General features: G+C 69.8%; 18 protein-coding genes. 12 read left to right on the top strand and 6 right to left on the bottom strand.

What is annotated here, in order from left to right; genetic code table 11:
- Window positions 1-727 precede the first annotated feature (727 nt).
- The gene (gene gshA / locus HLB44_RS02700; protein WP_173120337.1) at window positions 728-2257 is read right to left on the bottom strand and encodes a glutamate--cysteine ligase; all 1530 of its coding nucleotides are present in this window, start codon (window positions 2255-2257) and stop codon (window positions 728-730) included.
- A gap of 135 nt (window positions 2258-2392) precedes the next feature.
- The gene (locus tag HLB44_RS02705; RefSeq protein WP_173120339.1) at window positions 2393-2605 is read right to left on the bottom strand and encodes an oxidoreductase-like domain-containing protein; all 213 of its coding nucleotides are present in this window, start codon (window positions 2603-2605) and stop codon (window positions 2393-2395) included.
- A gap of 106 nt (window positions 2606-2711) precedes the next feature.
- Here HLB44_RS02705 and HLB44_RS02710 point away from each other — a divergent pair, with 106 nt between their 5' ends.
- The 5 genes from HLB44_RS02710 to HLB44_RS02730 all read left to right on the top strand — a co-directional run bounded on the left by HLB44_RS02710 (window position 2712) and on the right by HLB44_RS02730 (window position 9235).
- Window positions 2712-3143 carry a hypothetical protein gene (locus HLB44_RS02710; protein ID WP_173120341.1) on the top strand — a complete coding sequence of 144 codons (432 nt, stop codon included), beginning with the start codon at window positions 2712-2714 and terminating at the stop codon, window positions 3141-3143.
- Between the two features lie 12 nt (window positions 3144-3155).
- Entirely contained in the window at window positions 3156-4142 is a 987-nt protein-coding gene (locus tag HLB44_RS02715) for a helix-turn-helix transcriptional regulator (RefSeq protein WP_173120344.1), read from the top strand.
- A 32-nt stretch (window positions 4143-4174) separates the two neighbouring features.
- Window positions 4175-4576: a GFA family protein gene (locus HLB44_RS02720; protein ID WP_173120346.1), complete on the top strand. Its 402-nt coding sequence runs from the start codon at window positions 4175-4177 to the stop codon at window positions 4574-4576.
- A gap of 209 nt (window positions 4577-4785) precedes the next feature.
- Window positions 4786-6015 carry an efflux RND transporter periplasmic adaptor subunit gene (locus tag HLB44_RS02725; protein ID WP_173120348.1) on the top strand — a complete coding sequence of 410 codons (1230 nt, stop codon included), beginning with the start codon at window positions 4786-4788 and terminating at the stop codon, window positions 6013-6015.
- A gap of 1 nt (window position 6016) precedes the next feature.
- Window positions 6017-9235 carry an efflux RND transporter permease subunit gene (locus HLB44_RS02730; protein ID WP_173120350.1) on the top strand — a complete coding sequence of 1073 codons (3219 nt, stop codon included), beginning with the start codon at window positions 6017-6019 and terminating at the stop codon, window positions 9233-9235.
- Window positions 9236-9297: 62 nt separating this feature from the next.
- Here the strand turns inward: HLB44_RS02730 and HLB44_RS02735 are convergent, their stop codons facing one another.
- A complete protein-coding gene (locus HLB44_RS02735) occupies window positions 9298-11463 on the bottom strand; it encodes an alpha-amylase family glycosyl hydrolase (RefSeq protein WP_217283506.1) in 2166 nt (721 codons plus the stop codon).
- 236 nt (window positions 11464-11699) lie between these two features.
- On the opposite strand from HLB44_RS02735, the gene HLB44_RS02740 reads away from it, so the two are divergent.
- Together HLB44_RS02740 and HLB44_RS02745 are read left to right on the top strand one after the other, a co-directional pair.
- Entirely contained in the window at window positions 11700-12584 is an 885-nt protein-coding gene (locus HLB44_RS02740) for a peptidylprolyl isomerase (RefSeq protein WP_173120352.1), read from the top strand.
- Window positions 12585-12717: 133 nt separating this feature from the next.
- The gene (locus HLB44_RS02745; RefSeq protein ID WP_173120354.1) at window positions 12718-13566 is read left to right on the top strand and encodes a hypothetical protein; all 849 of its coding nucleotides are present in this window, start codon (window positions 12718-12720) and stop codon (window positions 13564-13566) included.
- Between the two features lie 31 nt (window positions 13567-13597).
- On the opposite strand, the gene HLB44_RS02750 is transcribed toward HLB44_RS02745, so the two are convergent.
- The gene (locus HLB44_RS02750; protein ID WP_173120356.1) at window positions 13598-14194 is read right to left on the bottom strand and encodes an ATP-dependent Clp protease proteolytic subunit; all 597 of its coding nucleotides are present in this window, start codon (window positions 14192-14194) and stop codon (window positions 13598-13600) included.
- 157 nt (window positions 14195-14351) lie between these two features.
- On the opposite strand from HLB44_RS02750, the gene HLB44_RS02755 reads away from it, so the two are divergent.
- The 5 genes from HLB44_RS02755 (at window position 14352) to HLB44_RS02775 (ending at window position 18644) form a co-directional block, all read left to right on the top strand.
- The gene (locus HLB44_RS02755; protein WP_173120358.1) at window positions 14352-15893 is read left to right on the top strand and encodes a PhoX family protein; all 1542 of its coding nucleotides are present in this window, start codon (window positions 14352-14354) and stop codon (window positions 15891-15893) included.
- Window positions 15894-15918: 25 nt separating this feature from the next.
- Window positions 15919-16485, top strand: a complete 567-nt coding sequence (locus HLB44_RS02760; RefSeq protein WP_173120360.1) for a PEP-CTERM sorting domain-containing protein — start codon at window positions 15919-15921, stop codon at window positions 16483-16485.
- A 53-nt stretch (window positions 16486-16538) separates the two neighbouring features.
- Window positions 16539-17696, top strand: coding sequence for an aminotransferase class V-fold PLP-dependent enzyme (locus HLB44_RS02765; protein WP_173120362.1), 1158 nt, complete (start codon window positions 16539-16541; stop codon window positions 17694-17696).
- Between the two features lie 64 nt (window positions 17697-17760).
- Window positions 17761-18204 carry a hypothetical protein gene (locus HLB44_RS02770; protein ID WP_246312013.1) on the top strand — a complete coding sequence of 148 codons (444 nt, stop codon included), beginning with the start codon at window positions 17761-17763 and terminating at the stop codon, window positions 18202-18204.
- Window positions 18201-18644, top strand: a complete 444-nt coding sequence (locus tag HLB44_RS02775) for a DUF2846 domain-containing protein (protein ID WP_173120364.1) — start codon at window positions 18201-18203, stop codon at window positions 18642-18644. The genes HLB44_RS02770 and HLB44_RS02775 overlap by 4 nt, the downstream gene beginning before the upstream one ends.
- A gap of 4 nt (window positions 18645-18648) precedes the next feature.
- On the opposite strand, the gene araD is transcribed toward HLB44_RS02775, so the two are convergent.
- Window positions 18649-20370: an L-arabinonate dehydratase gene (gene araD / locus HLB44_RS02780; RefSeq protein WP_173120366.1), complete on the bottom strand. Its 1722-nt coding sequence runs from the start codon at window positions 20368-20370 to the stop codon at window positions 18649-18651.
- 130 nt (window positions 20371-20500) lie between these two features.
- A complete protein-coding gene (locus tag HLB44_RS02785; protein ID WP_173120368.1) occupies window positions 20501-21730 on the bottom strand; it encodes an RtcB family protein in 1230 nt (409 codons plus the stop codon).
- Window positions 21731-22020 lie beyond the last annotated feature (290 nt).

Here is a 22020-nt window from a genome sequence, read left to right on the forward strand (position 1 = left end):
GGACTTGTTTCGTGTTGAGCGCCCGAGCGGCTCGGGGTGCGGGCACGGCGGGCCGAATCCGGCGGTCGGCCCTGGGGGGCCGACTGCGTTCCGGTCCTCAGCCCGGGGGCGCGCCGTCCATTTAGCTTCGTTCGCTGCGCTCACTGCGCACAGCGCCGGCGAGTCAGTCTACGAAGCTCGCTGCGCTCGCCGCCCCCGGGCTTCCGGTCCTCACCGCCTCCCACGGCCCGCCATGCCCGCACCCCGAGCCGCTCTCCTGCAATTGCGGTGGCGTGCGGTCCTTCGAATTCCTAGACGCTTTCCGCGGCCCACCGTGCCTGCACTCCGACTTGCCCATCAGCGACTGCGGTGGCGTGCGTCCTTCTGAAGTCCTCGGTGACTCGCAAAGGCGCGGGCGGGCAGGCCGCAGCGCGCGTGGGAGGCGCCGGGCTTGGGCGCTTCGGGGGCGGCGAGCGAAGCGAGCTTCGTAGGCTGACTCGCCGGCGCTGTGCGCAGTGAGCGCAGCGAACGAAGCTAAATGGACGGCGCGTCCCCGAGGCGCTCAAGCCCGGGAAGTCGGCCCCCCAGGGCCGACCGCCGGATTCGCGCGCTGCGGCCTGCCCGCCCGTGCCTTTGTCGCTCCACACGCCGCAAGCCAACGACGAACACGCGCACCGAACGACCGCAACGGGCCGGTCGCGTGAGGTCGCCTTTGAAAAGCGGGCAGTCGCACTACGGCAAGGGCGCGTCAAGCCGCGACCGCGACCCCCAGCTGCTCCGGTGACAGGTACTGCTGCCGGAATTCCTCGAACGGCAGCGTGTCGGCGGCTTCGTGCTGCTTCTGCGTGTCGATCGATTCCGCGGCCAGGCGCTGGAAGCGCTCGTCGAGCGCCGGGCTGTACGGCAGCGCGAGGATCTGCTCGCGCGTGGCGCGCGAGCGGGCGACGGTGAAGCCGGTGTGCGAGCCGCCGTGCGCGTCGCGCATCGCGGCGAGCACGCGGGCCGAGGGCGTGCTGTCGGGGGCGTCGAGCCGCTCCATCGCCACGGCCAGCGCATCGCGGTGCGCACTGCCGCCGCCGGCTGCATCGAGCGCGGCGGCGATCGGCACGCACTCGTCGAGCAGCTGCCGGCCCCATTCGGCCAGGCTCACGTCGTGGCCGTTGCGTTCGAGTGTTATGCCCGGTTGGCGGCCGCTCTCGGCGGTGCGGTGCTGGTTGCGCCCCAGCGCGGCGATCTCGTCCGGGCTGTCCGGCGGGCTGTCCGACAGCAGGCAGTGCAGCAGGAAGATGTCGAGGAAGCGCGCGGTCGGCGCGCCGATGCCCACCGGCTCGAAGGGATCGAGGTCCATGCAGCGCACCTCGACGTACTCGACGCCGCGATCGCGCAGCGCGTGCAGCGGGCGCTCGCCGGTGTCGATCACGCGCTTCGGCCGGATGGTGCCGTAGAACTCGTTCTCGATCTGCAGCAGGCTGGTGGCGAGCTGGTTGTATTCGCCGCCGGGGTTGCGCACGCCGAGCGCCTCGTAGGCCGGATAGGGCCGCGTCATCGCGTCGTGCAGCGACGCGGCGTAACTGTCCAGGCTGTTGTAGCTGACCGAGAGCGAGGCCTGCGCATCGCTCTGGTAGCCCAGCCGCCCCATGCGCAGCGAGGTGGCATGCGGCCGGTACAGCGTGTGGTTGGCCAGCGGCTGCAACGGATGTGCTCGGCCGTCGACGAAACTCGAACACACCGCCGGCGAGGCGCCGAACAGGTACAGCAGCAGGAACGAATGGCGGCGGAAGTTGCGGATCAGCGCGAAATACTGTTCGCTGGAAACCTCCGGCAGCGACCAGTTGTAGTGGATGCCGGAGATCGTCTGCATGCGCCGGCCGTAGCGGTGGCCGAGGCCCATGCGGTAGATGCTCTTCGCCCGGCCGACGTTCGAGGTGCCGTAGCGGCCGATCGGAATCGTCTCGTCGGTCGGCAGCCCGCAGGGCATGCTGGCCACCCACAGCAGCTCGTCGCCGATCGCGCGGTAGCTGAACTGGTGGATCTCGGTCAGCTCGGCGATGCAGCTTTCGACGCCGGCGTGCACGCCGGTGATGAATTCGAGCTGCGATTCGCTGAAGTCAGTGGTGATGTGCGGATGCGTCAGCGCCGAGCCGAGCAGGATCGGATGCGGCGTGGCCGCCAGCTGGCCGTTCGCATCGGCGCGCAGGCTCTCCTTTTCGATGCCGCGACGCATGCCGCGCAGCCGTTCCATCGACAAGCCGCGCAGGCGTTCCTGCAGTCTGCTCATGGCCTGTTCTCCTCGGATTCGGCTTGGAAGGGGGCGAACGGTAGCACGCCCATCATGACCGCCTTGAGCGTGCCGGCAAGCCCCCAATGGCGCGGGGTACTCGCCCGGAACCCCTGCCGGCGATCGGGATTTCGGCTACGCCGGCGGCGGCGCGGGGGGCGTCAAGCCAAGGTCGCCGGCGCCCGCTTGCCGGCGGTCGCGCCAGGCCCGCATCTCGCGCTGCCAGCGCTGGTGTGCCTGGGCATGCAGATCGAAGATGCAGGGCTCGCAGCCGTTGCCGCAGCATTCGTAGTCGTCGGGGCGCGCGGGCTCGAGCGGCGGCGGATCGGGATCGGGGGCCAGGGTCATCGGGCAGGCAGCATAGCGCCCCGCCGCGGCGGCGCGGCGGCGCTGGGCGACACTCGGGCGCGCAAGGGGGCCGCCGGCCGCCGCGCTGACAGGGAGACACCGAACGATGATCAGCAACCCGCTGAACCCGCTGGCCTGGGCCTTCGGCGCGCCCGTGCCCTGGGCCTGGCCCGGTGCGGCCAAGCTCGCGCCCGATCAGGTGTCGCAGGCGATCAATCCCGGCTGGACGCTGGCCGGCGTGGTCGTCAACGCGCAGAACTCGTCGGCGCCGTCGGTCGAGCAAAGCGTGGTGAGCCGGCACAGCTACGGCCGCCAGCTCGGCCGGGTGATGGATGCCGTGGGCGCGCTGCTCGATGCCGCGCCGAAGCTGGCCGGCGACGAGCGCGTGCGCGACTTTCGCGAGCTCGCCCAGCAGGTCGAGGAGATCAAGCGCGCGGCCGCCGGCGACCGCATCGAGCGCCTGGCCGACGAGCTGGCGCTGGTGCGCGCGAGCGATCCGGAAGGTTGGCAGCGCCTGCAGGCAGCGCTCGGCCGCTGAGGCCTGCTCCGCATGCTGCCGCCAGCCCGCTTGCTGCGCCTGCTGGCGCTGCTGCAGGCGCAGCCGAGCTGGCCGGGCCCCGAGCTCGCGCAGCGGCTGGCGATCACCGACCGCACGCTGCGGCGCGATGTCGACAAGCTGCGCAGCCTGGGCTACGCGGTCGAGGCCTCGGCCGGCACGGCCGGCGGCTACCGGCTCGCGCCCGGCGCGAAGCTGCCGCCGCTGGCGATCGAGGAGGACGAAGCGCTGGCCATCGCGCTCGGCCTGTCGAGCCTGGCCGGCAGCGCGGTCGCCGACCTGGGCGACGCCGGCACGCGCGCGCTGGCCAAGATCGAGCAGGTGCTGCCGGCGCCGCTGCGCCAGCGCCTGGCGCACGTGCGGCGCGCGTTGGTCGTGCAGGCCAGCGATGTCGCGACCGCGGTGACGCCCGAGCGCCTGGCCGCGCTGGCCGATGCCTGCGCCGAGCGCCACACGCTGACCCTCGCCTACGCCGACCATGCGGGCCGAACGACCCGGCGCCGTGTCGAACCGCAGCGGCTGGTCTTCGGCGACGGCCGCTGGTACCTCGTCGCCTGGGACCTCGAGCGCGCCGACTGGCGCACGTTTCGCATCGACCGCATCGGCACGCTCGAAGCCGGGCCGCCCTTTGCCGCGCGGCGGCCACCGGCCGAGGACATCGGCAGTTATGTCGCGCAAGGCGTCGCGACCGCCGCGTACCGACACGCGGCCGTGGTGCTGTTCGACGCCCCGCCCGAACGCCTGCAGCCGAGCCTCGAATGGATGCACGCAGTGGTCGAGCCGCTGGCCGAAGGCCGCACGCGCGTGCGCACCGGCACGCAGTCGCTCGACGCGCTGGCCGTCTGGCTGGCCTGCACCGCGCTGCCCTTCACGGTCGAATCGCCGCCCGCGCTGGCCAGGCACCTGGCGCGGCTGGCGACCCGCCTGCGCGATGCGGCGGCCCGTTCACCGCGGACAGGATCTGTCCGCAAGAGCCGCTAGGCTGCGCCCTTCCCTTTCAGGAGCTATTCGACATGCAGAAGACCTACCAGGGCAGCTGCCATTGCGGCGCGGTGCGCTTCCAGGCGCTGATCGACCTGTCTGCCGGCACCACGCGCTGCAACTGCTCGCTCTGCCGCAGGACGCGCTACTGGGGCACCTCGGTCAAGCCGGAGGCGTTCACGCTGCTCGGGGGCGCCGACGCGATCGCCGCCTACAGCTTCGCCTCGAAGAGCCTGCGCCACGAGTTCTGCCGCCATTGCGGCGTGCGCCCGTTCGGCCACGGCAGCGGCGAGTGGGCCGGCGGCGAGTTCGTGTCGATCAACATCGGAACGCTCGACGCCAGCGACGAGGAACTGGCCGCGGCGCCGATCCAGTACTGCGACGGCCGCAACGACAACTGGATGGAAAAGCCGAAGTTCACGCAGCACATGTGACGGGTCGGTCCGGACGGCGGCGACGAAACGCCGATTCGATGGGATCAAACGCGCGACGATCGGGCAGAACAGGCCGGCTTCGAGATTAAGCTTGCGGCCCCGGGTCCGCGCAAGCGGCGCCCTCGGGGCCCCTGGCGGCCAAACCCACAGCGGCCGCCGTCGTGACGAAGCCAAGAGCTTCATCCCACAAGAATCAGGAGATCCGTCCGATGTCGCGCCGTCGTCTGCCCGCCATTCCACGCGCCCTTGCGCTCGCCGCCGCCCTCGCTGCCAGCGTGTGGCTGCTCGGCGCCTGCGGCAAACCCGGCGGCGACGCCGCCGCGGCCAAGGCCGCCGCAGCGAGCGCCGCGCTGCCACCGCTGCTGCTGGCCGCCGAGGACCTGCGCAGCGTCGGCGAAGGCACGCTCTCGCAAGGGCCGGTGATCACCGGCTCGATCCAGCCCGAGCGCCGCGCCGACCTGCGCGCCGAGGTCTCGGCAATCGTCACGCAGGTGCTGAAGGACAACGGCGAGCCGGTCAAGCGCGGCGACCTGCTGGTGCGCCTGGACGACACCGCGATCCGCGACAGCCTGGCCTCGGCTGAGGAAGCCTTGCGCGCATCGAGCCAGGGGCTGGAGCAGTCGGAGCGCCAATACCAGCGCCTGAAGACGCTGCAGGCCCAGGGCATGAGCTCGATCCAGGCGATGGAAGACGCCGAGATGCGGCGCAACAACGTGCAGAGCGACCAGGTCGCCGCGAAGTCCCGCGTGGCCACCGCGCGCCAGCAGCTGCAGCGCACGGAGGTGCGCGCGCCGTTCGACGGCGTGGTCAGCGACCGCAAGGTTTCGGCCGGCGACACGGCGCAGGTCGGCAAGGAGCTGGTCAAGGTGATCGACCCGGCCAGCATGCGTTTCGAGGGCCTGGTGTCGGCCGACCGCATGCACGAGATCAAGCTCGGCCAGCCGGTCAACTTCCGCGTCAACGGTTTTCCGCAGACCGAGTTCGTCGGTCGCATCAAGCGCATCGACGCGTCGGCGAATGCGACGACGCGCCAGGTCGAGGTGCTGGTGGCCTTCGGCGAGCAGCAGCCGCCGCGCGTCGCCGGGCTGTATGCCGAAGGCCGAATCGAAGCCGGCACGACGACCGCGCTGATGCTGCCCGAGGCCTCTGTCGTGCGTGCGGGCGATGCGACGCACGTCTGGCGCGTGCAGGGCAACGCGCTGAAGAAGGTCGCCGTCAAGCTCGGCGAGCGCGATGCGCGCCGCGGCGAGTACCCGGTGCTCGACGGCCTGGCCGCCGGCGACCGCGTGCTGCGCAATCCGGGCAGCACGGTCAGCGACGGGCAGCGCGTCGAGTTCGCCGCCGCGGCGGCGAAGGCGCCCGCAGCCAGCGCAGCCCCTGCGGTATCGGCCCCCGCCGCCTCCGCCGCCCAAGTCTCGTCTTCCGCTCCGAGGAGCTGACATGTTCCTGTCGGACTTCAGCATCAAGCGACCGATTGCCACGGTCATGATCATCATCGCGCTGATGTGCCTGGGCCTGATCGCCCTGAGCAAGCTGCGCGTCAACCAGATTCCCGACGTCGAGCAGCCGGTGCTCGTCGTCAACATCGCCTACCCCGGCGCGTCGCCGGACACGGTCGAGCGCGAGATCGTCAACCGCGTCGAGAAGTCGCTGCAGAGCATCTCGGGCATGGACGACGTGCGCTCGACCGCCGCCGAGGGCAACGCGCGCGTCGTGCTGATCTTCAAGTTCGGCAAGAACATGATCGAGGCGGCCGACGAGGTGCGCAACGCGATCGGCACCGTGCGCCACAAGCTGCCGGTCGAGATGCGCGAGCCGGTGCTGCAGCGGCTGGACCCGGCCGCGCAGCCGATCATGCAGCTGGCGCTGTCGTCGCAAGCGCTGTCGCATGCCGAGATCTCGCGCCTGGCGGAGGACCACCTGGCCGACCGCTTCCGCGCGATCGCCGGCGTCGCGGTGGTCAACGTCAACGGGGCGCTGCGGCGCGAGCTGTCGGTGCTGCTGCGCGCCGAGAAGCTGCGTGAATTCGGCGTCTCCGTCAGCGAGGTCGTCAATGCGGTGCGCACGCAGAACGCCACCGCGCCGGTCGGCAAAGTGCGCGGCACGCTGGAAGACCAGAGCATCCGGCTGGTCGGGCGCATCGAATCGCCGGCGCAGTTCGAGCAGATCGTGATCCGCCGCCGCGGCGACGAGATCGTGCGCCTGGGGCAGGTCGCGCAGGTGCGCGACGGCTTCGCCGAGCTTTCCGGCTTCTCGGTGCGCAACGGCCATCCGAACGTCGGCCTGTCGGTCACGCGCACGCGGGACGCCAGCACCGTCGGCGTCGCCGATCAGATCCGCAAGGAGGTCGCCGACATCAACAAGACGCTGCCCAAGGGCACCAAGCTCGAGGTGACGCAGGACGGCGGCGAGAGCGCGCAGAACAGCCTGAACAACGTGGTGCACGCGCTGCTCTTCGGCGCCGGGCTGACGATCTTCGTCGTCTACGTGTTCCTGAACTCGTGGCGCTCGACGCTGATCACCGCCTTGAGCCTGCCGACCTCGGTGATCGCGGCCTTCATCGCGGTCTGGCTGTGCGGGTTCTCGTTGAACTTCATGAGCCTGCTCGGGCTGTCGCTGGCGATCGGCGTGCTGATCGACGATGCGATCGTCGTGCGCGAGAACATCGTGCGGCACATGGAGATGGGCGAGGACCGGCGCACCGCCGCGCTGAACGGCACCGCCGAGATCGGCCTGGCGGTGGCGGCGACGACCTTCTCGATCGTCGCGGTGTTCGTGCCGGTGGCCTTCATGCCCGGCGTCTCCGGCGAGTGGTTCCGGCCCTTCGGGCTGACGGTGGTCGCCTCGGTGATGGTCAGCCTGTTCATCAGCTTCACGCTCGACCCGATGCTGTCGGCCAACTGGGGTGACCCGCCCGGGCACCACGAGACGCAGAAGGCCGGCATCAGCCGCTTGCTGCAGCGCTTCAACCACTGGTTCGACCACCAGGCCGAGCGCTACGGCCGGGTCATCGAGTGGGCGCTGCACCACCGGGCGTGGATGTTCTTCTTCGCCATCGCCAGCCTGGTCGGCGCGTTCGGGCTGCAGGCCAAGTACGGCGAATCGAGCTTCCTGCCGTCGTCGGACTTCGGCACCATCGCGGTCGAGGTGCGCACGCCGTCCTCCGGCAGCCTCGAATACGTGCGGCTGAAGATGGAGAGCGCCGCGGCGCTGGCGCGCACGATTCCCGAGACGCGCGCGACCAACAGCGTGGTCGGCGTCGGCGGCGGCCGCATCTACGTGGACATCGGCAAGAGCACGCAGCGCAAGCGCACGGCCATCGCCGTGGCGCAGGAGCTGCGCGAGAAGGTCAAGCGCCTGGTCGGCGCCGAGTACGTGGTGCTCGACGACCTGAACAACGGCGCGCAGAAGCCGGTGCAGATCCGCTTCTCGGGCACCGATTCGCGCCGGCTGCTGGCGATCACCAGCGACTTCATGGAGCAGCTGCGCAAGGTGCCGGGCGCGGTCGACGTCGGCCTGTCGGAGCTGGAGCCGCAGAACGAGCTGAAGATCGAGCTCGACCGCGGGCTGGCCAACAACATGGGCATCTCGGTCAACGATGCCGCGCAGGCGCTGCGCGTGGCCTTCGCCGGCGTCGAGGTCGGTGACTGGGTCGACCCGGCCGGCGAGACGCGTGATGTCGCGGTGCGGCTGCACCCGGCCGACCGCGTCGATGCCAGCAACATCGAGCGGCTGCCGATCGCCGTGTCGGGCAGCAACGGGATGATGGTGCCGCTGGAGCAGATCGCCACCGTGACGATGGGCAAGGGGCCGTCGCAGATCCAGCACGCCGACGGCAAGCGAATGATTGCCGTCTCGGCCAACGCGCAGGGCCGCTCGGCCGGCAACGTGACGGCCGATGCGCTGAAGCTGGCCAAGGCGATGGAGTTCCCGCCCGGCTACGGGCTGGAGCTGGCCGGCGCGTCGAAGGACCAGCAGGAGGTGTTCCGCGAGATGGGCATCGCGCTGCTCAGCGGCATCGTGCTGATGTACATGATCCTGGTCGTGCAGTTCGGCTCGTTCACCGCGCCCCTGCCGGTGATGATCTCGCTGCTGTTCACGCCGATCGGCGTCGTGCTGGCGCTGCTGCTGACCAAGAACACGCTGAACCTGATGAGCTTCATCGGCATCATCATGCTGGTCGGCCTGGTGGCGAAGAACGCGATCCTGCTGCTCGACGCGGCGCGCGTGCGCGAGAAGGAAGGCATGGACCGCGAGGCGGCGCTGGTCGCCGCGGGGCAGCGCCGGCTGCGGCCGATCCTGATGACCACCTTCGCGCTGATCGCCGGCATGCTGCCGGTGGCCATCGGCGTCGGCGAAGGCGGCGAGTTCTATCGCCCGATGGCCGTGGCCATCATCGGCGGCACGATCACGTCGACGCTGCTGACCCTGCTGGTGATCCCGAGCTTCTACGACTCGATCGAGATCAAGCGCGACAGCCTGGTCAACAAGTTCCACGCCCGCTCGGCGCGCTGGAATCCCTTCGTCGCCTTCGTGGTCACCTTCGTCGAGGTGCTGCTGTTCCTGACGCTCATCCGCTTCGTCTACCGGGTGGTGGTCGGCACGGCGCGCTGGCTGTGGCAGCGCACCGCCGGGCGGCGGCCGGTGCAGCCGGCTTGACGCTGACCCCTGGATGAAGAACAGGCCCCGACATGTCGGGGCTCGTTTTCATTCAGCGTCGATCAGTTCTGCCAGTTCACGAACACCGTCCCCGTGCCGCTCGCCGGCGTCGTGTAGGTGTGGTTGCCGCCGCCTTCCCACACGGTGCCGCCGGGGCCCTTCTTCAGGAACTTGAACTGGATCGCGGTCGAAGCCGGCAGGCTGACATCGGTGTACCAGCTCGGATAGGCGTGCACCACCTGGTTGAACAGCGCGCCCAGCGGCGCCGATGCGCTCCAGTTCGTCAGCTCGAACTTGTCGCCGGTGAGGTAGATGTTCTCGCCCGAGGTGGTGAACGCGTTGCTGACGACGAAGCGCACGGTCACCTGCGGGCCCGACAGCACCTGCATCGCGTTGTAGGTGTTGCTGGTGACGTTGCCCGAGGTCTTGATGCTGACGCCGTGGGTACCGGGCGTCACCGCCGGCACCTTGACCTTGATCTGCGTCGCTTCCCACGACGTGATGTTGGTGCCGGTGACCGCGGTGGTGCCGAAGTACACCGTGCCCTTGGTGGCGCCGAACGCGCGGCCGTCGATCGTCACCGTGTTGCCGGCCTTGCCGAGCACCGGGCCGACGTGGGCGACGATCGGCGTGCTGATCGCCGGCGTCGCGGTCCACACCGCCACCGCGCCGGCGGCGAGCGAGAAGGTCGGCACCGCGCCACCCGCGCCGACGGTGAGGTTGTTGCCGTTCAGCGTGCCGGTGTAGCTGCCAGCCGGCAGCGCGGTGACCAGGCCGCTGATGTTCGCCGCGTTCGACAGGTCGCGGTTGATCGCCACCAGCGCGACGTTGCTGCCGAAGTTGCGCTCGTAGATGTAGACGTTGCCGTTGAGCCAGCGCTGCTGCGTCGAGCCGTAGGCGATCGCCGGGTTCGACTTGCGCAGCGGCGCGAGCTTGCCGATCACCTGGTAGGCGGTGGTGCCGGTGCCGAGCGAGGTGATCCTGGCGCGGTTCGCCGGGTCGCCGGTGCCGGTCATGTAGTGCTCGCTGCCGTAGTAGATCGCCGGCACGCCGCGCGAGGTCAGCGTGAAGGCCAGTGCCTGCTCGAGCCTGCGCTGGTTCGCGCCGCTGACATGGAAGCGCGGCATGTCGTGGTTGTCGATGAAGGTCACCTGGTCGTGCACCTGCGCGTACTGGGCCGCGGTGTCGGTGATCATCTGGTTCAGGCTCACCATGTCGGGCGTGCCGTCCTTGAAGACCTGCCGCACCTTCTGCGCGAACTGGAAGTCGAGCAGGCTCATGCCGCTCTTGTTCGCGAAGTAGTGGTTCGCCGGGTCGACCTCGTTGGCGCTCAGGAACCACTCGCCGAACGTGAACACGGGCTTGTAGCCGTGGATCCACGACATCAGGCTCTGCTGCCAGCCGAAGGGCATGTGCTTGACGGCGTCCATGCGGATGCCGTCGACGCCCAGATCGAGCCACAGCTTGATCGCGTCCTTGAAGTAGCTGTCGATCGGCGCCTTGTTGTGGTCGAGGTCGGCCAGGTCGAACAGGTTGCGGTAGATGCCGTCCTCGAGGTTCGCGAAGGTCGAGCCGCCGTGGTGGTGGAAGTAGTTGCTCGGGTCGCTGCCGTAGCCGGCGACCAGCGCGCCGTTGTCGTAGAGCCGCCCGTTCTCGGCGAAGCTCGCGTTGGCCGCGTCGGCCGGCGAGCTGTGGTTCGGCGCGAAGTCGATGATCACCTTCATGTTCGCGGCGTGCGCCGCGGCGATCATGTTGCTGAAGTCGGTCAGGTTGCCGAAGGCGGCGTTGCTGCGCTTGAAGTCGCGCGCCCAGTAGCCGTGATAGGCGGTGCTGTTGGTGCCGGAGTAGTCGATCACCGCGGTGATGTTCTCCACCGGTTGCGAGATCCAGATCGCGGTGATGCCCATGCCGCCGAGGTAACCGTCCTCGATCTTGTTCTGCAGCCCGCGCCAGTCGCCGCCGCAATACAGCTTCAGCTGCGTGCAGCCGGCGCTGAAGGCGGCGCCGGTGGGGTTGTTCGCCGCGTTGCCGTCGACGAAGCGGTCGGTGACGACCTGGTAGATGACGTCGGTGTTGTAACCCTGCTTGTTCGACACATGGGTGTCGGGCATGGCCAGCGCCGGACCGGCGGCGCTGGCGAGCGCCAGCCAGACGCTCAGGGCCAGGCCGCGACACCATGCGGCGGCGGGCCGGCTGCGTTGGCTCGCAGCCTGCATGCTTCGGATCATCGGTAGCTCCTCTGGGACCCGGGCCGATGGCCGGGTCGAGTTGTTGGAACAGTCGAGACGTGCACCGCGGTGAAGTAGTTGTACTACTTCAGATGAGCAATTCGCAAGCAGGGTGATTCCCTGTTTGCGCTCGGTTACGTTGTACTTTGACTACTTTGCAGCAGCAGCACCCGCTCCGGCAGAATCGACGCCCAGCCGCTCGCCACCAAAGCGGCACCCCAGCGTTGGAGAGCTCCGTGTCCCTGTTCAAGTCCGTTTCGCGGCTGGTCGCCGCCGGTTTCGTCGCCGCCGCAGCGGCGCTGCTGACCCCGGCCCAGGCCAGCATGGTGCGCCTGCACACCGCCTACGGGCCGATCGACGTGGAGCTGTACGACCAGGCCGCGCCGATCACCGTCGCCAATTTCCTGGGCTACGTGCGCTCCGGCGCCTACTTCGATTCGTTCCTCCATCGCAGCGTCGCGAATTTCGTGCTGCAAGGCGGCGGCTACAACTTTCCCGTCGGCAACTCGGCCGGCTACGTGCCGAGCAATCCGCCGATCGTCAACGAATACAGCGCGCAGCGGCCCAACGTGCGCGGCACGATCGCGATGGCCAAGCTCGGCGGCAATCCGAACAGCGCGACGAACCAGTGGTTCTTCAACCTGATCGACAACACGACGACGCTGGGGCCGACGAACAATGGCGGCTTCACCGCCTTCGGCAAGGCCACGGTGCCGAGCATGGCGGTGGTCGATGCGATCGCCAGGCTGCAAGTCGTCAACGCCGGCGGCGTCTTCAGTGCCCTGCCGGTGCGCAAGCCCTGGGCCAACCCGCAGCCGATGACGCGCGAGCATGTCGTGCTGATCACCTGGGCGGCCGAGATGCCCGACAAGGCAAGCCTCGCCTCCTCCGACCGCATCTTCAATTACCTCGAAGCCGCCTACCCGCAGTACGCCGCGCCGGCCAGCGCGCCTTCAGCGTCGGCCGAGGGCTACTATTACCGATATTACGCGGCCACGAACGCGTATGTCGGCACCAAGGACGGTCAGCTGTATTACCTCGTGCCGGCGCTCGGCAGCCAGATCCAGTCGCTCGGCGCGGTCGCCGACTGGCTGGCCATCGCTCAGGCTGCCGGCTACTGAACAGTCCGGCTGGCGCGGGTGAAAGCGGCAAATGCCGCTTTTTCGCAGTGCAGTGAACTAGTGCCCTGACCCGATGACAGCCGGGCCCGGAAGTTGGACAGTAGCGCTTAGTCGTCACGAAGGAGGTCCGACCATGCCAGCTGCCGTCCGCCCCGACCCGAGCACCGACACGTTGCCGCCGCCGCTGTCGCCGGCGCGCCAGGCCCTCGAACGCGCGCTGCCCGATGCATTGCCGTCGCTGGCGTCGCGGCCGCAGCCGCTGCCGGTGACCGTCGACACGCCGGGGCAGATCGAAGGCGGCTGGCCGCAGCCGGAAGCCACCGGCCTGCTGACCGGCCGCTGCACGCTGGTCGAGCCGCCGCAGGGCTGGCGCCGCGAGGACATCGTCGGCGCGGTGCTGAAGGTGTCGTTCGAGGATTGGCAAGGCGGCATGCCGCTGGCCACCAGCCGCCAGGTCAGCGACTACAAGCGCCTGACCAGCGGCCCGACCGGCGATGGCGAGCACACCGGCGTCGTCTATCAGCGCGACGAGATCGATTGCCTGACCGGCAAGCCGCACAGCGCGTCGCTGGCGGTCGGCGGCCAGCGCGCCGGCGGCATGGCGCCGCGCCTGGCGTCGCTGCAGACCCAGGGCATCGTGATCGACCGCAACGAATCGATCGATTCCGGCGCCGGCAGCCTGCGCTACGAGACCTACCAGACGCGTCGGCTGGTGCGACGCGAATACCACGCCGGTGTCTTCGAATTGGTCCTCGCGCTGAATGCCGAGACGCTGCAGCGCCTGCGCGCCGACGGCACGGTGGTGTTCTTCACCGGTGCCGAGGATCAGGGCTACCCGCTGGCGCTGCGCCGCGCGACACTGTCGGTCACCTACGGCGCGCGCCGCGCAGCCGAGACCCAAGAAGGCGACACCGCGATCCAGGGCGGCCTGGCCAGCATGGCCGGCCGCTGGCGCGCGCCGGACGACACCACCGGCGCTTGAGCCGCCCGCCGGGCGGCCGGCTACAACACGCTCAGCCGAGCTCTTTCTGGCGTTCGACGATGCGCGAGACGATGCCGTAGGCGATCGCCTCGTCGGCGCTCATCCAGAAATCGCGCTCCATGTCGGCCAGCACCGACTCGAAGGCGCGGCCGGTCTGGCGCGCGATCACGCGGGCGATGCGCTCGCGCGTGCGCAGGATCTCCTTGGCCTGGATGGCGATGTCGCTGGCCTGGCCGCCGGCACCGCCGGCCGGCTGGTGGATCATGAAGCGCGTGTTCGGCAGGCACAGGCGCCGCTCCTTCGGCGGCGCGAGGAAGATGTGCGCGCCGGCGCTGGCGACCCAGCCGGTGCCCACGGTCGTCACCGGCGCGCGCACGAAGTTGATCATGTCGTGGATCGCATCGCCCGATTCGACGTGACCGCCGGGCGAGGACACCAGCATCGTGATCGGCGCATCGGATTGCTCCGACAGCGCGAGCAGCCGGCGGCAGGTGGCGTGGGCGAGCTTGTCGTCGACCTCGCCGAAGACCAGCACGAAGCGCGAGCGGAACGAGAGCTGGTCTTCGATGCGGTCGGTGGCCGCGGCGGGGGTGGCGACGGGCTTGTCGTCGGCGAGTCGGTTCGGCATGGCAGTCCCCTGGGAATAAGGTGTTGCCGCGCATTGTTGCGCAGCGCAGCGCGGCCGCACTGACACGCCTTCGACATGCCCGCGTCACGCGGGTCCTTCAACCTTCCGCCGCCGCGCCGGAAGGTCGGCATCCACCACAGCCGAGAAGAGGGACCCGATGACTACCGATGCACTGCACTCGCCGCCACGACGGCAACTCCTGAAAGGTGGCTCGGCCGCCATCGCCGCCGCATTCGGCGGCCCGATCGCCGCGATGGCCAGCCGCGTGGCCGAAGCCGCCTGCGCGGGCGCCACGGCCTCGGTGCTGCTCGACAGCCCCTACGGCGCGCCGGCGCCCGTCAACGACCTGACGACCGGCCTGCCGCTGATCGAGCTGCCGCCCGGTTTCAGCTACAAGTCCACCGGCTGGCGCGGTGACCTGATGACCGACGGGCTGCCGACGCCGCCGAACCACGACGGCATGGGCGTCGCGCTGGCACGCAAGGTCGGCCGCAGCAACGAGATCGTGCTGGTGCGCAACCACGAGCGCTCCAATGGCAGCAATGCGGCGGACATCCTCGGCGCCGGCCGCGCGTCGGTCGCCAAGTACGACACCGGCCGCACCGCCTCGGGCATCACCGGCTACCAGCACGGCGGCACGACCAACCTGGTGTTCCGCGACGGCCAGTGGACGCAGAGCTTCGCGTCCTTCGGCGGCACCTACCGCAATTGCGCCGGCGGCGTCTCCACCTGGGGCTCGTGGCTGACCAATGAAGAAGTGCGCTCGAACACCGTCAGCGACACCGGCAAGCGCCACGGCTACATCTTCGAGGTGCCCGCCGACACCAGCCTGAACGCCGCCAATCCGAACCCGATCATCGGCATGGGCCGCATGGCGCACGAAGCCTGCGCGATCGACCCGGCCACCGGCGACTGGTATCTGACCGAGGACCAGGGCAACGCCAACACGCTGTACCGCTTCCGTCCGGACAACCTGCAAGGCGGCCTGCACTCGCTGCACGCCGGCGGCCAGCTGCAGGGCCTGAAGGTCAAGGGCGTGATGAACGCCGACCTGCGCATGCCGACGCTGTGCCAGGAGTTCGAGATCGAGTGGGTCGACATCGCCAACCCGGACCTCGACGCGGGCACCCTCGCCAGCGCGCTCGGCAACGTCTCCGCGAGCGGCCCGTACCTGCAGGCCTACGCCGGCGGCGCCGCGATCTTCGGCGCCAACGAAGGCTGCTGGGTCGCCAATGGCGTCGTCTTCTTCACCGACAAGCAGGTGACGACGAACCCCGCGCGCGCCGGCCGCATCTGGGCGCTGGACCTGCAGTCGAACATCCTGAAGGCGATCTTCGTCAGCAACGACATCACGGTCGGCAACTCGCCGGACAACGTCTGCATCAGCCCGCGCGGCGGCGTGCTGTTCTGCGAAGACGGCGGCAGCGGCGGCCCGAACACCGGCGCGCCGGTCACGCAGCAGCGGCTGATGGTGGTGCTGCCGAACGGCGGTTCGACCATCTTCGCGCGCAACAACTTCAACTTCACGTCGGCGCAGCTGGCGGCGGTCGGCAAATCCGCCGCGTCGGCCGGCAACCACAAGAACAGCGAATGGTGCGGCGCCTGCTTCAGCCCCGACGGCCGCGTGCTGTTCGCCAACCTGCAGGGCCCCGGCCTCACGCTGGCCATCACCGGCCCGTGGGCCCGCGGCACCCTCTGATCAACCCCCTCTGGCACACCCCACCATGAAACAGCTTCTTGCCACGGCCGCACTCGTGCTGGCCGCCCACCTGCCGGCCAGCGCCGCCGTGCTCGTCGGTGCAACGCCCGGCCCCAACACGGTCACCGACTACAGCGCCGATGGCCTGGTCTCGTTCGACCTCGACCTGGCCAACGGCGGCCCGGTGCGGCTCGACTTCGCGCTCTCCGCCGCCGACGTCGGCGCGACGATCGACTTCGACGCGATCGTGCGCAACTTCATCGGCAGCGGCCTGTCGCGCCTGTTCATCTCGCTCGGCATCGCGGACTTCGATGCGATCGGCACGGTGACGCGCACTTTCGGCGGCAGCACGCTGGTCGAGCTGAATGGCTCGACCGCCTACCTGCAGTTCGACAGCCCCGAGTTCCTCGACGTCTTCATCGGCGACCCGCTGGGCAGCGCCGGCGCGACCGACTGGCGCATCGACACCGGCGCGCTGAACGCCGGCGACGTGCTGAGCATCACGATCGGCATTCCGGAACCCGACAGCCGCGCGCTGCTGCTGGCGGCACTGCTGGCACTCGGCTGGACCGCGCGCCGCCGGCACCGCTGAAGCGGGTGGGTGGTAGGCTCGACGGCCCACTGCCCCTCCCCGGAGACCCCGCCATGCCCGGCCTGCTGCCCGACGTCGATCCCGACGGCCTGCTCGAATATTCGGTGGTCTACACCGACCGCGCGCTGAACCACATGTCGCGCAAGTTCCAGCAGGCCCTGCGCGACATCGGCGGCGTGCTGAAGGAGGCCTACCACGCGCGCTCGGCGATCATCGTGCCGGGCAGCGGCACCTTCGGCATGGAGGCGGTCGCGCGCCAGTTCGCGACGGACCAGCCGGTGCTGGTGCTGCGCAACGGCTGGTTCAGCTTCCGCTGGACGCAGATCCTCGAGATGGGCCGCATCGCCGGCGAGCAGCAGGTGCTGAAGGCTCGGCCGGTGGCGCCGGGCCGCCAGCAGCCCTTCGCGCCGGCGCCGCTCGACGAAGTGATCGCGGCGGTCCGCGCGCAGCGACCGGGCGTCGTCTTCGCGCCGCACGTCGAGACAGCGTCGGGCATCGTGCTGCCCGACGCCTACCTGCGCGCAGTGGCCGATGCGGTGCACGAGGTCGGCGGCCTGTTCGTGCTCGACTGCATCGCCTCCGGCGCCCTGTGGGTCGACATGCGGGCCACCGGCGTCGACGTGCTGGTCAGCGCGCCGCAGAAGGGCTGGAGCGGCTCGCCCTGCTGCGCCTTCGTGATGCTGAGCGAACGCGCGCGCACGGCGATCGACGACACCACCAGCACCAGCTTCGCAGCCGACCTGAAGAAGTGGCTGCAGATCATCGAGGCCTACGAAGGCGGCGCCTTCGCCTACCACGCGACGATGCCCACCGACGCGCTGCTGCGCACGCGCGACGCGATGCTGCAGACGCGCGCCTGCGGCTTCGAGAAGCTGCGCGCCGAACAATGGGCGCTCGGCCGGCGCGTGCGGGCGCTGCTCGCCGCGCGCGGGCTGCCCAGCGTGGCCGCCGAGGGCTTCGAAGCGCCGGGCGTCGTCGTCAGCTACACCGAGGACGACGGGCTGCACACCGGCAAGGCCTTCGCGGCCCAGGGCCTGCAAAGCGCCGCCGGCGTGCCGCTGCAATGCGACGAGCCGGCCGACTTCAAGACCTTCCGCCTCGGCCTGTTCGGCATCGAGAAGCTGCAGCATCCGGACCGCACCGTCGCCCGCCTCGACGCGGCGCTGACTGCTATCCTCGGCCCGGCCGCGGCGCAGCGCGCCGCCGCCTGAGCCCCCCACGAACCGATGTTGTAAGACCGCCGACGGCCCGGCCGTCGCGCGGCCGACGGCGGATATGCTGCTCGCGCTGACCGACAAGAGTCCACCGAGGGAGCTTCCAATGCCGAATTCGAACGCCGCGTGCGCGGCGCTGATCACGTTTGCGCTCGCGTTGTTGAGCGCGTGCGCGACGTCCATCGACACCACGCCGGTGAGCTTCCGGCCCGCCCCAGGCGCATCGGCCCCCGAGCTGACCCTCGACCGCGCCGTCGAGATCCGCCTGCCCACCGGCTACACCCGCACGCTCGCGAGCGGCAGCCGCTGGCGCCATGTCGGCGATGTCGCGCAGGGTCGCGTCTTCCGTCCGATCGATGCCGTTTTCAGCATCGAAGGGCGCCAGGTGCACGAGGCCTACCTCGTCATCGCCGACCGCTCGCTGGTCGGCTTCTACCTGCCGGGGGAGTCGGCCTACTCGCCCCTCGGCGCTCCCATCCCACTGTCCTCAGGAGGATCCCGATGAAAAGACGCCTTGCCCTCGCCGCCACGCTGGCCGCCGCCGCCCTGTTCGCCGGTTGTGCGAGCGGACCGAAGTACGCGGAGGTCGCCAAGTCGATCCCGACGCTGAAGGCCGGCGAAGGCCGCATCTACTTCTTCCGCTCGAGCTCGATGTTCGGCGCCGCGATCCAGCCCGAGATCAAGCTCAATGACCAGGTCGTCGGCAGCTCGCAGCCCGGTGGCTTCTTCTACGTCGACCGCCCGGCCGGCAAGCACGTGGCCTCGGCGTCGACCGAAACCGAGAAGACCGCCAGCTTCCAGCTCGACGCCGGCGAGACCAAGTACCTGCGCACCTCGCCGAGCTTCGGCGTCCTGGTCGGCCGCATCGTCATCGAGATCGAAGAGCCGGCCAAGGCCAAGGCGGAGATCGAAGGCCTGAGCCTGACCACCCTGACGAAGAAGTGAGCCACTAGTAGATGTCCGGCTCCGGCACCTCGCCGGCGCGCGCCAGCAGCGTGAAGTCGCAGCCCTCGTCGGCCTGCGTCACCTGCTGCGCGTAAAGGGCGCCGAAGCCGCGCACGTAGCGCGGCTCGGGCGGGCGCCAGTACTCGCGCCGGCGCGCGAGCTCCTCGTCACCGACGTCCAGGTGCAGGCGCCGCGCGGCGACGTCGATCTCGATCCAGTCGCCGCTGTGCACCAAAGCGAGCGGCCCGCCGACGAAGGCTTCGGGCGCGACGTGCAGCACGCAGGCGCCGAAGCTGGTGCCGCTCATGCGGCAATCGCTGATGCGCAGCATGTCGCGCACGCCTTGCGCGAGCAGCTTCTTCGGGATCGGCAGCTGACCCCACTCCGGCATGCCGGGGCCACCGAGCGGGCCGGCGTTCTGCAGCACCAGCACGCTGTCGGCATCGACCTCGAGGTCCGGCGCATCGATGCGGGCTTGCAGGTCGGCGTAGTCCTTGAAGACGACCGCGCGGCCGCGGTGCCGCATGAAGCGCGGCTCGGCCGCCGCCGGCTTGATCACCGCGCCATTGGGTGCCAGGTTGCCGCGCAGCACCGCCAGGCTGCCCTCGGCGACCAGCGGCCGGTCCAGCGGCAGGATCACGTCGTCGTCGAACACCCGCGCCTCGGCGATGTTGTCGCCGAGCGTGCGGCCGTTGATCGTCGGCGCGCCGGTGTGCAGCAGGCCGCGCAGCCGCTGCAGCAGCGCGGGCAGGCCGCCGGCGTAGAAGAAGTCCTCCATCAGGTACTTGCCGGCCGGGCGCAGGTTGGCAATCAGCGGCGTGCGGCGGGCCAGCATGTCGAAGCGGTCGAGGTCGAGCATGACGCCGGCGCGGCGCGCCATCGCGATCAGGTGCACCAGCGCGTTCGTCGAGCCGCCGAGCGCGAGCACCGTGGTCACCGCGTTGTCGAAGGCCTCGGCGCCGAGGATGCGCGCCGGCCGCAGGTCGTCCCAGACCATCTCGACGATGCGGCGGCCCGTCGCCACCGCCATCAGCGCGTGGCGCGAGTCGGGCGCCGGGATGCTGGCAGCACCGGGCAAGGTCAGCCCCAGCGCCTCGGCGGCGCTGGTCATCGTCGATGCGGTGCCCATCGTCATGCAGTGGCCCGGCGAGCGTGCGATGCCCGACAGCACGCCCTCCCACTGCTCGGTCGACAAGGTGCCGGCGCGCACTTCGGCCCAGTGCTTGAACATGTCCGAGCCCGAGCCCAGCGTCTGGCCTTCGAAGCTGCCGCGCAGCATCGGGCCGGCCGGCATGAAGGCGAAAGGCAGGCCCATCGAGGTCGCGCCCATGATCAGACCCGGCGTCGTCTTGTCGCAGCCGCCCATCAGCACGGCGCCGTCGATCGGATGGCAGCGCAGCAGCTCCTCGGCTTCCATCGCCAGCAGATTGCGGTACAGCAGCGGACTCGGCTTGACGAAGGGCTCGGCGATGGACATCGCCGGCAGCTCGAGCGGAAAACCGCCGGCGCGGATCACGCCGCGCTTGATCTCCTCGACCCGCTGTTTGAAGTGAGAGTGGCAGGGATTGATGTCGCTCCAGGTGTTGAGGATCGCGATCACCGGCTTGCCGGCGTAGTCGCTGCGCTCGTAGCCCAGCTGCGCCATGCGCGAGCGATGGTTGTAGGTGCGCATGGCCTCGCGACCGAACCAGCGGTGGCTGCGCAGGTCCTCGGGCTTCAGCGGCATGGCGGGCTCCGGCAGTGGCAACGAGCGAGCCGCCGAGCTTAGGCCGGATCGAGGCGCCGGCGGGGCCGGCTTCGACCGCGTCAGCTCGCCAGCGGGATCTACGCCACTGTTCTCCCTGAGCCTCCCGTGTTCAGCCCTTCACGCACACCACCTGCTTCAGCGTGTGCACCACCTCGACCAGGTCGCGCTGCGCCTCCATCACCGCATCGATGTCCTTGTAGGCCATCGGGATCTCGTCGATCACGTCCTTGTCCTTGCGGCACTCGACACCTTCGGTCGCCGCGCGGTGATCGGCCAGCGTGAAGCGGCGCTTGGCCTCGCCGCGGCTCATCGCGCGGCCGGCGCCGTGGCTGCAGCTCTCGAACGACTCGGGGTTGCCCTTGCCGCGCACGATGTAGCTGCGCGCGCCCATGCTGCCCGGGATGATGCCGAGCTCGCCGCGCTTCGCGCTCACCGCGCCCTTGCGCGTGACGTAGACGTCCTCGCCGAAGTGGCGCTCCTGCTGCACGTAGTTGTGGTGGCAATTCACCGCCTCGATGTGGCTTTGGAAGGTCTTGTGGATCACGGTCTTCGCGGCCTCGATCACGCGGCGCATCATCACCTCGCGATTGAGGCGCGCGAACTTCTGCGCCCAGCCGACCGCGCGCACATAGTCGCCAAAGTACATGGCACCTTCCTCGAAGTAGGCCAGGTCGCGGTCCGGCAGGTTCACGTTGTTGCGGATCGCGTCCTGCTTCGCCAGCTCGATGAACATCGTGCCGATCGCGTTGCCGACGCCGCGTGAACCCGAGTGCAGCATGAACCACACGAAGCCCTGCTCGTCGAGGCAGACCTCGATGAAGTGGTTGCCGGTGCCGAGCGTGCCGAGGTGGTTGCGGTTGTTGGTCTTGGCCAGCTTGGGATAGTCGCGGCACAGCTCGGCGAAGTCGGGCTCGAGCTGCGACCACGCGGTATCCACCGCGCCGGGCACCTTGTTCCACGCGCCGGGGTCGCGCGCGCCGGGCGCGCGGCCATGCGGCACCGCGCGCTCGATCGCCGTGCGCAGCGGGCCCAGGTTGTCGGGCAGGTCCTCGGCCGTCAGCGTGGTCTTGCAGGCCATCATCCCGCAGCCGATGTCGACGCCGACCGCCGCCGGGATGATCGCCTTCAGCGTCGGGATCACCGAGCCGACGGTCGCGCCAATGCCCAGGTGCACGTCCGGCATCGCGGCGATGTGCTTGAAGACGATCGGCAGGCGCGCGGCATTGGCCAGCTGGCGCTTCGCCTCGTCCTCGACCGGCACGCCCTGCGTCCACATCTTCACCGGCACGCCGCCGGGGATCAGTTCTTCGTTGTAGTGGGTCTTGGTGGGGGTGGTCATCTTCGTTCCTCGATGCCGCGCGGATCGAGTTGCTTCTACTGCACTTCGAGCGGCTGCGCGGTGAGTGAAGGTTCCGGTGACGGGTTCCGGAGCCGCCCTATCGTTGCGGCCGATTTCCGCCTGAGCAAAATGTGGCCTTGCCCCTTTGCTCATCCCCCTCGGGGGGCGGCGGCGACGCCGCCTGGGGGCGTTGTCAAGCGTGAGCTCGACAGAGGCTTCGGTGAAATCTCATCGCGGTTGTGCTCCAGCGCGAGGGCGGAAGGTCCGCTCAGCGCTGTCTCGCTGCACGA

The sequence above is a fragment of the Pseudaquabacterium terrae genome (genome assembly GCF_013266755.1).
Classification (GTDB): domain Bacteria; phylum Pseudomonadota; class Gammaproteobacteria; order Burkholderiales; family Burkholderiaceae_C; genus Pseudaquabacterium; species Pseudaquabacterium terrae.

What these genes read in the sequence shown, in the direction of transcription:
- gshA (WP_173120337.1), bottom strand. Translation starts at nt 2,257, where the DNA reads ATGAGCAGACTGCAGGAACGCCTGCGCGGCTTGTCGATGGAACGGCTG.
- HLB44_RS02705 (WP_173120339.1), bottom strand. Translation starts at nt 2,605, where the DNA reads ATGACCCTGGCCCCCGATCCCGATCCGCCGCCGCTCGAGCCCGCGCGC.
- HLB44_RS02710 (WP_173120341.1), top strand. Translation starts at nt 2,712, where the DNA reads ATGATCAGCAACCCGCTGAACCCGCTGGCCTGGGCCTTCGGCGCGCCC.
- HLB44_RS02715 (WP_173120344.1), top strand. Translation starts at nt 3,156, where the DNA reads ATGCTGCCGCCAGCCCGCTTGCTGCGCCTGCTGGCGCTGCTGCAGGCG.
- HLB44_RS02720 (WP_173120346.1), top strand. Translation starts at nt 4,175, where the DNA reads ATGCAGAAGACCTACCAGGGCAGCTGCCATTGCGGCGCGGTGCGCTTC.
- HLB44_RS02725 (WP_173120348.1), top strand. Translation starts at nt 4,786, where the DNA reads ATGTCGCGCCGTCGTCTGCCCGCCATTCCACGCGCCCTTGCGCTCGCC.
- HLB44_RS02730 (WP_173120350.1), top strand. Translation starts at nt 6,017, where the DNA reads ATGTTCCTGTCGGACTTCAGCATCAAGCGACCGATTGCCACGGTCATG.
- HLB44_RS02735 (WP_217283506.1), bottom strand. Translation starts at nt 11,463, where the DNA reads ATGATCCGAAGCATGCAGGCTGCGAGCCAACGCAGCCGGCCCGCCGCC.
- HLB44_RS02745 (WP_173120354.1), top strand. Translation starts at nt 12,718, where the DNA reads ATGCCAGCTGCCGTCCGCCCCGACCCGAGCACCGACACGTTGCCGCCG.
- HLB44_RS02750 (WP_173120356.1), bottom strand. Translation starts at nt 14,194, where the DNA reads ATGCCGAACCGACTCGCCGACGACAAGCCCGTCGCCACCCCCGCCGCG.
- HLB44_RS02755 (WP_173120358.1), top strand. Translation starts at nt 14,352, where the DNA reads ATGACTACCGATGCACTGCACTCGCCGCCACGACGGCAACTCCTGAAA.
- HLB44_RS02760 (WP_173120360.1), top strand. Translation starts at nt 15,919, where the DNA reads ATGAAACAGCTTCTTGCCACGGCCGCACTCGTGCTGGCCGCCCACCTG.
- HLB44_RS02765 (WP_173120362.1), top strand. Translation starts at nt 16,539, where the DNA reads ATGCCCGGCCTGCTGCCCGACGTCGATCCCGACGGCCTGCTCGAATAT.
- HLB44_RS02770 (WP_246312013.1), top strand. Translation starts at nt 17,761, where the DNA reads ATGCTGCTCGCGCTGACCGACAAGAGTCCACCGAGGGAGCTTCCAATG.
- HLB44_RS02775 (WP_173120364.1), top strand. Translation starts at nt 18,201, where the DNA reads ATGAAAAGACGCCTTGCCCTCGCCGCCACGCTGGCCGCCGCCGCCCTG.
- araD (WP_173120366.1), bottom strand. Translation starts at nt 20,370, where the DNA reads ATGCCGCTGAAGCCCGAGGACCTGCGCAGCCACCGCTGGTTCGGTCGC.
- HLB44_RS02785 (WP_173120368.1), bottom strand. Translation starts at nt 21,730, where the DNA reads ATGACCACCCCCACCAAGACCCACTACAACGAAGAACTGATCCCCGGC.